Consider the following 14,813-nt stretch of genomic DNA (forward strand, 5'->3'; position numbering starts at 1 on the left):
TTAAGTACTACGTATACCTTCAGAAAAAAATGTCAACGACCAACCCACTAGAACAGTCCGTACGTGAACGCCTCGAACGCTACTTCGCCGATCTGGGCGAATCCGAGCCACGCGATCTGTTGTCGATGGTCATCTCCTGCGTGGAACGGCCTGTCCTGCAAGTTGCCCTGGAGAAATCCGCGGGCAACCAATCCAAGGCCGCAGAAATGCTGGGCATCACGCGTAGTACTTTGCGCAAGAAGCTCAGCGCCCACAATCTGCAACCCTGATTCCTAACTCTCACGTCTCACCTTCCATGAAAATCCAGACAGCTCTTCTCTCTGTCTCCGACAAAACCGGTATTGTCGAATTTGCCCAAGCACTCGCCCAACGCGGAGTGCGGCTTTTATCCACTGGTGGCACCGCCAAGCTGCTGGCCCAAGCTGGCCTGACAGTTACCGAAGTGGCCCAGCACACCGGTTCGCCAGAAATTCTGGATGGCCGTGTCAAAACACTGCATCCAAAAATTCACGGTGGCCTGCTGGCGCGTCGCGACAGCGCCGAACATTTGAACACTCTGGAAGAGCACGGCATTGACCGTATCGATCTGCTGGTCGTCAACCTCTACCCTTTCCGTGAAACCATTGCCAAGCCGGGTTGCACCTTTGCCGATGCGGTAGAGAACATTGATATTGGTGGCCCCGCCATGTTGCGCGCTGCTGCCAAGAACCACGGTACGCCTGAAGGCGGCGCCTGTGTGGTGATTGACCCTGTCGATTACGAACGCGTACTGGCTGATATGGATGGCCCTGCTGGTCACCCTTCTTATGGCCTGCGTCTGGAACTGGCCGCCAAGGTTTACGCCCACACCGCCGCTTACGACGGTGCTATTGCGGCTTACCTCACCAGCCTGGCTCAGGCTGAGCCTGCCCAGGACAGCGCCCCCGAAGTGAACACCTGGCCCAATGTGCTGACCATTCAGCTCAAACAGGAACAGACTCTGCGCTACGGCGAGAACCCGCATCAAAGCGCGGCTTTCTACACAGACGGCACCATTGGCGAAGGTCTGCTGGGTCGCTACAAGCAGCTACAGGGCAAGGAACTGTCCTACAACAATATTGCTGACGCCGATGCCGCGTGGGAATGTGTCCGCAGCTTTGACGCGGGCGCTTGCGTCATCGTCAAGCACGCCAATCCTTGCGGTGTAGCTCTGGGCGAAACCGCCGAAGAATCCTATCGCAAAGCGTTCCAAACTGACCCAACGTCGGCCTTTGGCGGCATTATTGCCTTCAACCGTGAAGTGGACGAAGCCGCTGCCCAGGCGATCAGCAGCCAGTTTGTAGAAGTGCTGCTGGCACCTTCCTACACGCAAGGTGCTCTGGACGTGTTTGCCGCGAAAAAGAACGTGCGCGTGCTGAGCATTCAGCCCGGTCAGGCTCACAACGCTTTCGACGTGAAACGTGTCGGCGGCGGCTGGTTGGTGCAAACGCCCGACACCTTCCGCGACAACACCGAAGCCTTCAAGGTCGTGACACAAGTACAGCCCACCGCCCAGCAAATGCAAGACATGCTGTTTGCCTGGAACGTGGCCAAGTACGTGAAATCGAACGCCATCGTGTTCTGCGGTCAAGGCATGACCCTGGGTGTAGGCGCTGGCCAGATGAGCCGTGTGGACTCCGCCCGCATCGCCTCCATCAAGGCTGAAAACGCTGGCTTGACCCTGCAGGGTTCGGCGGTTGCGTCCGACGCTTTCTTCCCCTTCCGTGATGGTCTGGATGTAGTTGCCGAAGCAGGCGCCACCTGCGTGATTCAACCCGGCGGCAGCGTGCGTGATGACGAAGTCATTGCCGCCGCCAACGAGCGTGGTATTGCCATGGTCTTGACCGGCACACGCCACTTCCGTCACTAATATGCGAATCCTGGGCATAGACCCTGGCTTGCGTCGCACTGGTTTCGGAGTGATCGACGCCCAGGGGCCCAGCTTGCGCTATGTGGCCAGCGGGACCATCGTGGTCCCGCCTGATCTGCCTCTTGCAGAGCGGCTAAAGCTGATTCTGACTCACATCACCGAGGTGATTGAGCAAAGCAAGCCCGATACCTCTGCCATCGAAAAAGTCTTTGTAAACAGCAACCCTGCCTCTACCCTTTTGCTGGGGCAGGCACGGGGCGCCGCTTTATGTGCGTTGGCCGTAGGCGGCCTGGATGTACATGAATACACAGCGTTGCAGATCAAGAAAACCGTCACCGGCAGCGGCCATGCTGCCAAAGAACAAATCCAGCTGATGGTCCAGCGGCTCTTGCAGCTGAACGGCCTGCCCGCACCGGACTCGGCCGACGCTCTGGCCTGCGCCATCAGTCATGCTCATCACAGCAGTGTGGTGGGCGGCCTGCAAAAAAGCGGAGCCATCACCACCGGGCCGCGCCGTCGCATTCGCGCTGGCCGGATCTTGGGTTAACTCTCCAGAAGGAATGTCATGATAGGTCGCATCCGGGGTACCTTGATCGAAAAACAGCCGCCTACCATCTGTGTGGATGTGGGGGGGGTCGGTTATGAAATCGATGTACCTATGAGTACGCTCTACCAAATGCCAGAGCTGGGCGCACAGGTCAATCTGTTCACCCATCTGGCTATTCGTGAAGATGCTCACGTGCTGTTTGGCTTTTCCAGCCTGAACGAGCGCAGCACCTTCAAGGCACTGATCAAAGTCACGGGCATTGGTGCCCGCACCGCCCTGTCCTTGCTCTCGGGCATGAGTGCAGAAGAACTGGCTGATGCCATTACGCGCCAGGAAACGTCCCGTCTGGTCAAGATTCCAGGCATAGGCAAGAAAACAGCCGAGCGTCTTTTGCTGGAGCTGCGTGGCAAGCTGGGTGCAGACCTGGGCAGCGGCTGTACAGTCAGCGCCGTTCCCAATAGCCGTGATGATGTGCTGCACGCGTTGGAAGCATTGGGCTACTCCAACAAGGAAGCCAGTGTTGCTGTCAAAGCCTTGCCGGATGATATTGATGTGTCAGAAGGGATCAAACAGGCGTTGAAATCGCTGTCACGCGCTTGAGACGACACTGCTATGTATAAAAAGTCGGGCCGTTCATATGAACGGCCCGGCTTTTTTCTGTTCGCGCAACCGCGCGGTGGCTGAGCTTCTTATTGATGCAATGATTTGCCGACTTACTGGTTTGCTCGTTTGCTCGTTTGCTCGTTTGCTCGTTTGCTCGTTTGCTCGTTTGCTCGTTTGCTCGTTTGCTCGTTTGCTCGTTTGCCAATCCAGTTTGACCTGCGCTTTGGAACATAGGCAAGATAAATGCCTATGTTTACGAACTACTCAATTCATCAAGCAAGCAGACGCCCCAAGGCGGATACATCCACATTCCCACCACTGATCAGTACGCCAACCTTGCGGCCTTGCAAATCACCCTGACGCATTACCGCCGCGGCACCCAAGCAACCTGTAGGCTCCACAACCATCTTCATGCGTTCTGCAAAGAAACGCATGGCCTGAACCAGCTCGGTATCAGGCACCGTCAAAATATCTGTAATCATGCTGCGAATCAGCTCAAACGTCATGGGTGCCAAAGCTTGGGTCAGCGCCCCATCAGCAATCGATGCAGGCGGAGCAATCTTGACGATCTCCCCACTACGCAGGGACTGCTGGGCATCATCCCCAGCCTGCGGCTCAACACCAAAGACTTCACAAGCCGGTGCCATAGCCTTGGCGGCCAGCAAGCAGCCCGACAGCAAGCCACCGCCCCCTAATGGAACATAGAACTGCTGCAAGTCCGGCACGTCCTGAAACAGCTCCAGTGCCGCCGTCCCCTGCCCCGCGATCACATCAGGATGCGCAAAGGGAGGAATCAAGGTCAGCCCTTCACGCTCGACCAGCTCTTGTGCAATTTGGGCACGATCTTGGGTCAAGCGATCGTACTCGATCACTTTGGCACCGTAGCCACGCGTTGCCGCCAATTTGGCAGCCGGAGCATCCGAATTCATGATGATGGTGGCCGGTATCCCCAAGAGCTTGGCCGACAGGGCCACAGCTTGCGCATGATTGCCCGAGGAAAAAGCGACGACCCCTGCTTTCTTCTGCTGCTCGTTCAACTGCGCCAGCGCATTGAAGCCACCGCGAAACTTGAAAGCACCAATACGCTGAAAGTTCTCGCACTTGAAGTAGACTTCGCCATTCAGGCGCTCGTTCAAGGTTGCGGAAGTCAAGACCGGTGTGCGGTGTGCCACAGGCGCCAAGCGTTCAGCGGCGGCTACAACATCAGCAAAATCAGGTAATTCCAGGGACATGGCTAAAATCTCGATTAAAAACTCCAACCCACATTATGCGCGATGCCATGCGAAGCAGCCTAGCGCTGGCCGGACAAATCCAGCCTGGCTGCTACGGATGACCGATTTGCCCACGCATTCCATGCACACTGCCATGTGCCCTGATACTCAGGCGGTGGGTGCTTGGTGTACCATACTGTATATTCAATCAGCGTAGTCATCATGGCCATACATTCCGATTCGCTCTCCAGCCTGCCTTCTGAACAGCGCATCATTACGCCCAAACCCTTGTCACCCAACGAAGAGTCCATCGAACGCGCCTTGCGACCCAAGATGCTGGAGGACTATGTCGGGCAAGCTCGGGCGCGCGAACAGCTGGAAATCTTTATTGCGGCTGCTCGCCAACGCCAGGAAGCGCTGGACCACGTCTTGCTGTTTGGCCCTCCCGGTTTGGGTAAAACCACGCTGGCCCACATCATTGCCCATGAAATGGGCGTGAACCTGCGCCAGACTTCCGGCCCCGTGCTGGAGCGCCCCGGTGATCTGGCCGCCTTGCTGACAAACCTGGAACCTAACGACGTCCTGTTTATTGACGAGATCCATCGCCTGTCTCCCGTCGTCGAAGAAATTCTGTATCCGGCACTGGAAGACTTTCAAATTGACATCCTGATTGGCGAAGGCCCGGCAGCACGCAGCGTCAAACTGGATTTGCAGCCCTTCACCCTGGTCGGTGCCACGACTCGTGCCGGCATGTTGACCAACCCCTTGCGTGACCGTTTTGGCATTGTGTCCCGTCTGGAGTTTTATGACGTCAAAGACCTGACGCATATCGTGGCGCGCAGTGCCGGGTTACTGAATGTCAGCACGACGGATGAAGGCACCTACGAAATTGCTCGCCGCTCGCGTGGCACCCCGCGTATTGCCAACCGACTTCTGCGCCGAGTACGCGATTACGCCGAAGTCAAAACCGGCGGCATCATCCATACCGAATGCGCACAGGCCGCCCTGTCCATGCTGGAAGTGGACCCACAAGGCCTGGATTTGATGGACAGAAAATTGCTGGAGGCCATCGTGCATAAATTCGACGGTGGGCCGGTTGGAGTAGACAGCCTGGCGGCTGCCATTGGTGAAGAACGCGACACGATCGAAGATGTGATCGAACCCTATCTGATCCAGCATGGTTTTTTGCAACGCACCCCAAGAGGCCGCATTGCTACCCTGAACACCTGGCGTCACCTGGGGCTCACGCCGCCACGCAACACGCAGGGTCAGGATCTGTTCGACGCAGAATAAGCGCTTAGCCCCGGCGAGCCCAGGGGCGGAACACCAACAGCAAGGTAATCGCAATCGACACGGCGGCAGCCAACAGCAAGGCTGTCAGCCAGTGTAGATGCGTGAAGGTCAACGCCAGCGTGGTGCAAAACCCCGCCAGACTGCCTGTTCCCCACAAGGCCGAACGCAACGTCGCGACCAAGCTGGCTGCACCCAAGGTTTGGTGAATGGTCACGGCGACCACGGTATAGCCAATGGGGAAAGCCATGATAAGCCCAGACAAGCTCGGCCCCAGCAAAGAGCTGCTGGTGGTCACGATAGCAACCAGAAGTCCTGCCAAGGCCCCTCTGAATATCAGCAAACCCCAGCCCGCCTTTGCTTTGCTGTTCCCTTTCATGCCGGCCAGACGGCGCGACACGCGCAAACTGACCGCAGTCACAGCAATAAACAAAGCCAGCCCCAACACAGGTTGCACCGGCATGAAGGACAAGAGCAAGGCGGCCACCGCCCAACCAGCGACCGCACACAATAAGGTGCGCCAAGGCGACAAGGTGGGAGCACAAAGAATGATGAGCAGCAAAAACAGCTGAGTCGCACTAAGCGAATACACGGCATAGGTTGCCGCCTGCTGCACATAATCGGCGGGGAACTGCTGGGACAGAAAATAGAAGCCGGGGCCCAACACCATGGGCAAACCCGCCAGAGCACCACCAATCAATGGGCCAAATGCGCCCACTGACCACGACACCAGAACAACAACCAAAGCGGTGGCGGCCATGCGGACTGCCAAGGCAGACCACGCCACATCAAGAAAAGCAGTTTCCACGACGGTATCTCGCGGTGAAACCAGGTATCCAGAGCAGCCTGACTCAGCGCTAGTAAAGACGCTGGAGCCAGGCGGCTTCTGTCATCCTTAGCTCACCACACTCCAGTCCAGGGCTTGACCGGCAGCCAGAGGAATCAATGGCTCACCGGCCATCTCCACAGACTCGGGGATCGTGAACTGGCTGCGCTGCAGGGTCATTGTTCCTTCATTGACGGGCAGACCGTAGAAAGCAGGGCCATTCAAGCTGGCAAAGGCTTCCAGGCGATCCAGACGGCCAGCCTTGTCAAAAGCCGATGCGTACAGCTCCATCGCGTGCAGTGCGGTATAACAGCCCGCACAGCCACAACTTTGTTCTTTGCGGCTACGCGAGTGTGGTGCACTGTCTGTACCCAGGAAGAAACGATTGCTGTCGCTGGTGGCAGCATCAACCAGGGCCTGGCGATGCTTCTCGCGCTTCAAGACAGGCAAACAGTACCAGTGTGGCTGCAAACCGCCTTGGAACAAAGCATTACGGTTATAGAGCAAGTGATGGGCGGTGATGGTTGCGGCAACCGGGCCTTCCGCCTGGCTCACATAGGCAGCGCCCTCTGCCGTGGTCAGGTGCTCAAACACCACTTTCAGTTCGGGGAAGGCCTTGCGCATGGGGATCATCACACGCTCGATGAATACGGCTTCCCGGTCGAACAAGTCGATGCTGGGGTCTGTGACCTCTCCGTGCATCAGCAAAGGCATACCCGATTCCTGCATCTGGGCCAGCACCTTGGAACAGTTCTTCAACAAATCTGTCACGCCCGCGTCGGAGTTGGTGGTGGCACCGGCAGGATACAGCTTGACGCCATGCACAACTCCGCTTTCCTTGGCACGGACAATTTCCTCTGGCTGAGTATTGTCGGTCAGGTACAAGGTCATCAAAGGCTCAAACTTGCCAGCGTACTCAGTTTTGGCCAAAGCGGTCAGGATACGCTCGCGGTAGGCCAGAGCCTGTGCCGTTGCGGTAACGGGCGGCGTCAGGTTGGGCATGACGATAGCCCGGTCAAATTGTGCCGCGGTATGGCCCAAGACCGATTCCAACACAGCGCCATCGCGCAGGTGCAAATGCCAATCATCAGGACGACGAATGACCAGGGTATCCACAGTAGGGCTCATATCTTTACTCAATATCAAACAAAGGCCCGTGCTTTGAACCGTCAATAAAGCAACAGGTGCCACAATTGCCTTTCAGCAGGCCGAATCCATCATTATGCTACAGCTACCTGTGCTGCGCATGATTGGCACAGGAATCCCGAACCCAAATCCATAGTGCGTTGCAGCAGCCTGTAAACACTGGAAAATCTGCTTACAGACCCGCAAAGCTCTTGCTCACAAAGGACTTGGACGTATCGGGAGTATCACGGTATGCTGACAGACAAGTCGTGCCCTAACGCATAACCCGCCCCTTCAACTCGTTTCTCAGGAGTTCCGTTCATGGCCAGCACTGAAAAAAAGCCTGCTACCCGCAAACCCAATGCAGCCTTCATGAAACCACTCACTCCTAGCCCAACACTGGCTGCGGTGATTGGCTCTGGCGCGCTGCCGCGTACTGAAGTTACGAAGAAAATCTGGGAATACATCAAGAAACACGATCTCCAGGATCCCAAGAACCGTCGCAACATCAATGCCGACGCCAAGCTGCGCCCCTTGTTCGGCAAGGACCAGGTCTCCATGTTTGAACTGACCAAGCTGGTCAGCGCTCACCTGAAATAAGCACGGGGTGCCCAGGCACCTCTGGCAATATCGGGCCGCGCCGCTGAGCTTTCAGCCGCGGCCCTTTTTTCATTTGGCGGCATCAAGTCCGCTGCTTTCTCGTCTTCATGTCGATTTCAGTCTCTACCCCACCCGCTCAACCCCCACGCGCCTTGTGCTGGCTACGCCGTGATCTACGTTTGCACGATCATGCTGCCTTGCACCATGCCTTGAAAAGTGGTTTGCCTGTAGCCTGTGTGTTTGTCTTTGACAGCACCATCCTGCAATCCTTACCCGCCAATGATGTCCGACTGGCTTTTATCTACGACAGCCTGCTACAGGTTCAGGAGCAGCTGCGTCAAAATGGCAGTGATCTGATCACGGTTTATGGGGACCCTGTACAGAAAATTCCAGAATTGGCGATCAGCCTGAATGCAAAAACCGTCTATACAAACGAGGACTACGAGCCTGCGGCCATCACGCGGGATCGGGCTGTCAGCCATGCTCTATCCTCACAAGGCATGGAACTGCAGCTATTCAAGGACCAGGTGATCTTTGCGCAGGATGAAATCCTGACCCAACAGAAGCAGCCCTACACGGTTTTTACGCCCTACAAGCGCAATTGGCTGGCGCGTATCCAATCTGAAAATGTGCAAGCATACGACTGCTCGCAAGGCCAATGGGCCGCGCTGCCCGAGCAAGCCTTGCCTGGCTTGGAGCAATTGGGCTTTCAAGACGAGTCTCGCGCAAAACTACTGAACCCCGCCGGTTGGCAAGGCGCCCAAACCTTGCTGGAAGAATTCGAACCCAGAATCCACGCTTACCAGGAGCGCCGAGACTTTCCAGCCAAACGAGGGGTATCCTATCTGGCCCCCCATCTACGCTTTGGAACCCTCTCGATCCGCCAGGCGGTATCTTTAGCTTGGCCCAGCGACTCCGAGGGCGCAGCAACATGGCTGAGCGAATTGATCTGGCGAGAGTTCTATCAACAGTTCCTGTGGCACCACCCTGAAACGGCCTCAGAGAGCTTCAAGCCCGCCTACAAGGATCTGCCCTTCCCTAATCGCGAAGACTGGTTCCAGGCCTGGAAAGAAGGCCAGACCGGCTACCCGATTGTGGATGCCGCCATGCGTCAATTGAACCAGTCAGGCTATATGCACAACCGGCTCCGTATGATCAGCGCGTCCTTTCTGGTGAAAGACTTGCTGATAGACTGGCGTTGGGGTGAACAATATTTCGCTCAGAAGCTGCTTGATTACGATATGGCTTCCAATGTGGGAGGCTGGCAATGGGCCGCTTCTACCGGATGTGATGCGCAGCCTTACTTTCGCATCTTTAATCCCATCACCCAATCGCGTAAATTTGATCCAGAGGGGCAATTCATACGACGCTATATCCCTGAGCTGGCGTCCCTGGACAAGCAGGCCGTGCATGCCCCCTGGCAGGCCAAGCAGCTTCCTATCGAATTCAGGCTGGGACAGGATTACCCGGCCCCCATCGTGGATCACGACACACAACGGCATCTTGCTTTGGCGCTATTCAAGCAAGCAGGAGAGCAAGAGCAAACGGATTGAAATACCTTAAGGATATTTATGTCAGACAGCTCCCGACCACCACCTCCAGCCAGTACCCCGGTATTACTGCAAAACCTGCAAACCGCTCATCCTCAAGCACAAGTGGCTATCCTTGATTTCGGCTCCGATCACGCCGAAATAAGCATGGCTCATAAAGGTGTCCCTGTTCATACCGAGCACTTCCCGGAACTTAGTGGGGTCCAGCTCTTGGCAAGCTGTTTCGCAGACTCCAGCTCGCGCGCAGCGCAGTTGGAACATGCTATCGAGGTCGTGGAAGACGCGATCATGCCAGCCCGCCTGGATCTGCGTCAGTTCATGGTGTTTGCCGCTGGGGAGTTTGCTGAAGAGCTTGGCGTCTGGCTCACAGAAGCTCAAGGCAGCGAGCAGCACACTCTTAATCGGGACATGATTGACGACCTGTTCACCCTGTATGCAGCAGCCAGCCAAGGAGCGGTCAGCCTGAAAATGATCAACGCGGGCTCTTTGGAAAATATCCATCAGCTGGTCAATAATCAAAACCTGGGTATTTATCTTTTGCTGCTGCGTGAGTGCCTGCATCATATGCATGTCGAACAGATCCACCTGCTGGCACCTTAAAGTCTTCCTCAACAGGGATAAGCGAAACGCACCGACCAAGGGCCTGAACCAGGGTGCATAGCCAAGCAGATGCTGGCCAAATCTGAGCAAGCCCAAGCAAAGCAACATCAAATAAAAAAAGGTGCTCATCTGAGCACCTTTTAAATATTTCTTTCTGGGCTACGCCAGAACACTACTGAAATGGGATCGCGTTAGTAGTCGTGGCCCAGAGCCTGACCACCTGCCAAAGCCAACCAGCCTTTAATCAGACGGTGGATGATCCATACCATGGCTACCAGAGCGGTTACCCAACCAATAAAGATGGTCGTCAGCAAAGCACTCAACACCACCCACAACAGTCCCCACCAGAAAGTCTTGATGACCCAATCCAGATGGCTGGCATAAATAGTGCCCGATGCATCACCGCGTTTGACGTAAGCCAGAATCACAGCTGCTACAGCTGCAGCACCGAAGATACCTGCACTGATCATAGCCAAAGAAAACAAGCCATAGCAGATGTGCGTAATCTTGCGCAGCGACAAGCCTGGTTCAAGCTCGGGGCTAATGGGCTGATTCATTCGGTTCTCCTGAAACAAGCATTAACAATAACTATACCGAACTATTTTACCCATACTTTGAGCATTAACCGTATGACAGTGGCAGAGCTACCACCATCCAGGCAGAAGAAGCGGCGTGTGAAACGCCGCTTCTATGATCCAGTCACGTTCTATGCAGTTGCTGAAGCAATAAACGTTATGCGCGCCGGTCATAGAGCAGGCCCCCCCTCATGCCGATCAGAGTCACTACCCGGGGCAATCAGCAGCAGCAGCAGCAGCAGCAGCAGCAGCAGCAGCAGCAGCAGAAGAAGAAGAAGAAGAAGAAGAAGAAGAAGAAGAAGAAGAGGTGGCCTGTCGCCACGTCTCAACAACAGACAGTCAGCACAGCAAGAGTAGAACGACCGACCACCCTGCAGGTAAGCAACGACGGATTGAACGCCAATCCTAGGGGGCAGGGACAGGATTCCATGACCAACCTACTAGGCTTAGGCCAAACGGCGTCGGTAAGAACACGGAATACACGCAGCCCAGAACGGGCCAGGAGGGGTGGCGGTGCGCCTGAACCGGGCGGTCCAGGGTCAGGCCTTCGAGCAATCCGAGACAGGCCGGTAGCCTGCGCTTTTGTCGACGCCTAAAACAAAACCCCCGCAAGGGATGCTTGCGGGGGTTTTGAGGAATAAGAGCTTGACGATGACCTACTTTCACAGACGTCCGTCCACTATCATCGGCGCAAAGGCGTTTCACAGTCCTGTTCGGGATGGGAAGGTGTGGGACCACCTTGCTATGGTCGTCAAGCGTAACTGGTTGCCGAGTCGTCTTTTTAAGGGACGCCCCAGCCAATTGGAAGAAGCACACCGCTAGCGATCAGTACGGATCAACTAGCAGCGGTTACGAAGGTGTCAAGCGCGGGTTGCGCTGCACTTCAATATTACGTTCTGTGGTCAACAACTTAACTCACTACAACCTCAAGGGTTATAGGATCAAGCCACACGGGCAATTAGTACTGGTTAGCTACATGCATTACTGCACTTCCACACCCAGCCTATCAACGTCCTGGTCTCGGACGACCCTACAGGGGGGTCAAGCCCCCGGGATACCTAATCTTCAGACGAGTTTCCCGCTTAGATGCCTTCAGCGGTTATCTCTTCCGTACGTAGCTACTCGGCAATGCCATTGGCATGACAACCGATACACCAGTGGTACGTCCACTCCGGTCCTCTCGTACTAGGAGCAGGCTCCGTCAAGTATCCAACGCCCACGGCAGATAGGGACCAAACTGTCTCACGACGTTTTAAACCCAGCTCACGTACCTCTTTAAATGGCGAACAGCCATACCCTTGGGACCGGCTACAGCCCCAGGATGAGATGAGCCGACATCGAGGTGCCAAACACCGCCGTCGATATGAACTCTTGGGCGGTATCAGCCTGTTATCCCCAGAGTACCTTTTATCCGTTGAGCGATGGCCCTTCCATACAGAACCACCGGATCACTATGTCCTACTTTCGTACCTGTTCGACTTGTCAGTCTCACAGTCAAGCACGCTTATGCCATTGCACTATCAAGACGATTTCCGACCGTCTCTAGCGTACCTTCGAACTCCTCCGTTACACTTTAGGAGGAGACCGCCCCAGTCAAACTGCCCACCATGCACGGTCCCCGATCCCGATTAGGGACCTAGGTTAGAACCGCAAACAGACCAGGGTGGTATTTCAAGGATGACTCCACGCGATCTGGCGACCACGCTTCAACGTCTCCCACCTATCCTACACAGGCCGGTTCACAATCCAATGCAAAGCTACAGTAAAGGTTCATGGGGTCTTTCCGTCTAGCCGCGGGGAGATTGCATCATCACAACCATGTCAACTTCGCTGAGTCTCAGGAGGAGACAGTGTGGCCATCGTTACGCCATTCGTGCAGGTCGGAACTTACCCGACAAGGAATTTCGCTACCTTAGGACCGTTATAGTTACGGCCGCCGTTTACCGGGGCTTCGATCAAGAGCTTGCACCCCATCACTTAACCTTCCGGCACCGGGCAGGCGTCACACCCTATACGTCCACTTTCGTGTTTGCAGAGTGCTGTGTTTTTAGTAAACAGTCGCAGCCACCGATTCACTGCGGCCTCTTCATGCTTTGTGCGCAGGCACATCACACTAATGAGGCATACCTTCTCCCGAAGTTACGGTATTAATTTGCCGAGTTCCTTCTCCTGAGTTCTCTCAAGCGCCTTGGAATATTCATCCCGTCCACCTGTGTCGGTTTGCGGTACGGTCTCGTAGAGCTGAAGCTTAGAGGCTTTTCTTGGAACTGCTTCCAGTTAGTTTAGAGCCGAAGCTCTATCCAGTCACACCCTTGAATTACGCACCCGGATTTGCCTAAGTGCCTTCTATGATGCGCCAACGGGGACATCCAACACCCCGATAACATTCTGCAATCCGTCCCCCCATCGCACTCTACGACGGTGCGGGAATATTAACCCGCTTCCCATCAGCTACGCATCTCTGCCTCGCCTTAGGGGCCGACTCACCCTGCGCCGATGAACGTTGCGCAGGAAACCTTGGACTTACGGCGAGGGGGCTTTTCACCCCCTTTATCGCTACTCATGTCAGCATTCTCACTTCCGATACCTCCAGCATTCCTCACGGAACACCTTCACAGGCTTACGGAACGCTCTCCTACCATGTGTACTAAAGTACACATCCGCAGCTTCGGTCTATGGCTTAGCCCCGTTACATCTTCCGCGCAGGACGACTCGATCAGTGAGCTATTACGCTTTCTTTAAAGGATGGCTGCTTCTAAGCCAACCTCCTGACTGTCTATGCCTTCCCACTTCGTTTCCCACTTAGCCATAGTTAGGGACCTTAGCTGGCGGTCTGGGTTGTTTCCCTCTTGAGTCCGGACGTTAGCACCCGGTGCTCTGTCTCCCGTACTGTACTTGCCGGTATTCGGAGTTTGCCATGGGTTGGTAAGTCGCTGTGACCCCCTAGCCATAACAGTGCTCTACCCCCGGCAGTAATATACGAGGCACTACCTAAATAGTTTTCGGAGAGAACCAGCTATCTCCAGGCTTGTTTAGCCTTTCACTCCGATCCACAGCTCATCCCCTAATTTTTCAACATTAGTGGGTTCGGTCCTCCAGCACGTGTTACCGTGCCTTCAACCTGGCCATGGATAGATCGCCTGGTTTCGGGTCTACACCCAGCGACTGAATCGCCCTATTCGGACTCGCTTTCGCTACGCCTCCCCTATTCGGTTAAGCTTGCCACTGAATGTAAGTCGCTGACCCATTATACAAAAGGTACGCAGTCACACCACGAAGGTGCTCCTACTGTTTGTATGCATACGATTTCAGGATCTATTTCACTCCCCTTCCGGGGTTCTTTTCGCCTTTCCCTCACGGTACTGGTTCACTATCGGTCGATCACGAGTATTTAGCCTTGGAGGATGGTCCCCCCATATTCAGACAGGATTTCACGTGTCCCGCCCTACTTGTTCGATGCTTAGTTCCACGTACTGAATTTCGCCTACAGGGCTATCACCTGCTACGGCTGGACTTTCCATTCCATTCGACTATTCACTACGCTAAAACATCCAGGCTGGTCCGGTTTCGCTCGCCACTACTTCCGGAATCTCGGTTGATTTCTTTTCCTCGAGTTACTGAGATGGTTCAGTTCACTCGGTTCGCCTCCACATGCCTATGTATTCAGCATGGGATACCGTATTACTACGGTGGGTTTCCCCATTCGGACATCTACGGATCAAAGCTTGTTTGCCAGCTCCCCGTAGCTTTTCGCAGGCTACCGCGTCCTTCATCGCCTGTGATCGCCAAGGCATCCATCATATGCACTTATTCGCTTGATCCTATAACGCTTGATGCTGTTATAGGAATATGAGTATACGTTGTTGCCGTTCATCAATCCTTAGCTGTTATCCAATCCGAAGACTGAACAACGTCTATATTTTTGAGAACTTTCGTTGAACATAATTTGTTCTGTTGCAATCACAACCCGTGTATTGTCATCACAAGGCGAAATTCGC

12 protein-coding genes and 2 rRNA genes are annotated in these 14,813 nt (G+C 55.0%); 8 read left to right on the top strand and 6 right to left on the bottom strand.

From position 1 onward, the window contains the following. The first annotated feature begins 29 nt into the window (after positions 1-29). From NIZ92_RS15010 to ruvA, 4 genes are read left to right on the top strand one after another with little or no spacing between them, the layout of a single operon-like run. Complete coding sequence (locus NIZ92_RS15010; RefSeq protein WP_003803089.1) at positions 30-269, top strand: helix-turn-helix domain-containing protein; 240 nt, start codon at positions 30-32, stop codon at positions 267-269. A gap of 26 nt (positions 270-295) precedes the next feature. Beyond that, positions 296-1,888 carry a bifunctional phosphoribosylaminoimidazolecarboxamide formyltransferase/IMP cyclohydrolase gene (gene purH, locus NIZ92_RS15015; RefSeq protein ID WP_254002193.1) on the top strand — a complete coding sequence of 531 codons (1,593 nt, stop codon included), beginning with the start codon at positions 296-298 and terminating at the stop codon, positions 1,886-1,888. A gap of 1 nt (position 1,889) precedes the next feature. Beyond that, a complete protein-coding gene (gene ruvC, locus NIZ92_RS15020) occupies positions 1,890-2,435 on the top strand; it encodes a crossover junction endodeoxyribonuclease RuvC (protein ID WP_003803085.1) in 546 nt (181 codons plus the stop codon). An 18-nt stretch (positions 2,436-2,453) separates the two neighbouring features. After that, on the top strand, positions 2,454-3,035 hold the full coding sequence (gene ruvA, locus NIZ92_RS15025) for a Holliday junction branch migration protein RuvA (RefSeq protein ID WP_254002194.1): 582 nt from the start codon (positions 2,454-2,456) through the stop codon (positions 3,033-3,035). A 275-nt stretch (positions 3,036-3,310) separates the two neighbouring features. Here the strand turns inward: ruvA and NIZ92_RS15030 are convergent, their stop codons facing one another. Continuing rightward, entirely contained in the window at positions 3,311-4,270 is a 960-nt protein-coding gene (locus tag NIZ92_RS15030; protein WP_088450737.1) for a threo-3-hydroxy-L-aspartate ammonia-lyase, read from the bottom strand. Between the two features lie 201 nt (positions 4,271-4,471). Here NIZ92_RS15030 and ruvB point away from each other — a divergent pair, with 201 nt between their 5' ends. Then, positions 4,472-5,542, top strand: a complete 1,071-nt coding sequence (ruvB, locus tag NIZ92_RS15035; RefSeq protein WP_003803078.1) for a Holliday junction branch migration DNA helicase RuvB — start codon at positions 4,472-4,474, stop codon at positions 5,540-5,542. Between the two features lie 4 nt (positions 5,543-5,546). On the opposite strand, the gene NIZ92_RS15040 is transcribed toward ruvB, so the two are convergent. Both NIZ92_RS15040 and pyrC read right to left on the bottom strand, forming a co-directional pair. Then, positions 5,547-6,347, bottom strand: coding sequence for a hypothetical protein (locus NIZ92_RS15040; RefSeq protein WP_254002195.1), 801 nt, complete (start codon positions 6,345-6,347; stop codon positions 5,547-5,549). Between the two features lie 87 nt (positions 6,348-6,434). Then, complete coding sequence (pyrC, locus tag NIZ92_RS15045; protein ID WP_035271903.1) at positions 6,435-7,493, bottom strand: dihydroorotase; 1,059 nt, start codon at positions 7,491-7,493, stop codon at positions 6,435-6,437. A 318-nt stretch (positions 7,494-7,811) separates the two neighbouring features. On the opposite strand from pyrC, the gene NIZ92_RS15050 reads away from it, so the two are divergent. From NIZ92_RS15050 to NIZ92_RS15060, 3 genes are all read left to right on the top strand, one after another. Further along, positions 7,812-8,090 carry an SWIB/MDM2 domain-containing protein gene (locus NIZ92_RS15050; protein WP_009459783.1) on the top strand — a complete coding sequence of 93 codons (279 nt, stop codon included), beginning with the start codon at positions 7,812-7,814 and terminating at the stop codon, positions 8,088-8,090. A gap of 107 nt (positions 8,091-8,197) precedes the next feature. After that, complete coding sequence (locus tag NIZ92_RS15055; protein WP_254002196.1) at positions 8,198-9,643, top strand: deoxyribodipyrimidine photo-lyase; 1,446 nt, start codon at positions 8,198-8,200, stop codon at positions 9,641-9,643. An 18-nt stretch (positions 9,644-9,661) separates the two neighbouring features. Beyond that, positions 9,662-10,240, top strand: coding sequence for a hypothetical protein (locus NIZ92_RS15060; protein ID WP_254002197.1), 579 nt, complete (start codon positions 9,662-9,664; stop codon positions 10,238-10,240). 191 nt (positions 10,241-10,431) lie between these two features. On the opposite strand, the gene NIZ92_RS15065 is transcribed toward NIZ92_RS15060, so the two are convergent. From NIZ92_RS15065 to NIZ92_RS15075, 3 genes are all read right to left on the bottom strand, one after another. Next, positions 10,432-10,797, bottom strand: a complete 366-nt coding sequence (locus NIZ92_RS15065; protein ID WP_009459779.1) for a hypothetical protein — start codon at positions 10,795-10,797, stop codon at positions 10,432-10,434. A 661-nt stretch (positions 10,798-11,458) separates the two neighbouring features. Beyond that, a 5S ribosomal RNA gene (gene rrf / locus NIZ92_RS15070) occupies positions 11,459-11,571 on the bottom strand. A gap of 181 nt (positions 11,572-11,752) precedes the next feature. Next, positions 11,753-14,636 (bottom strand): 23S ribosomal RNA (locus NIZ92_RS15075). Positions 14,637-14,813: the final 177 nt, after the last annotated feature.

Origin of the sequence: Alcaligenes sp. 1735tsa3, from assembly GCF_024134565.1 — a bacterium.
Taxonomy (GTDB): Bacteria; Pseudomonadota; Gammaproteobacteria; order Burkholderiales; family Burkholderiaceae_B; genus Alcaligenes; species Alcaligenes phenolicus.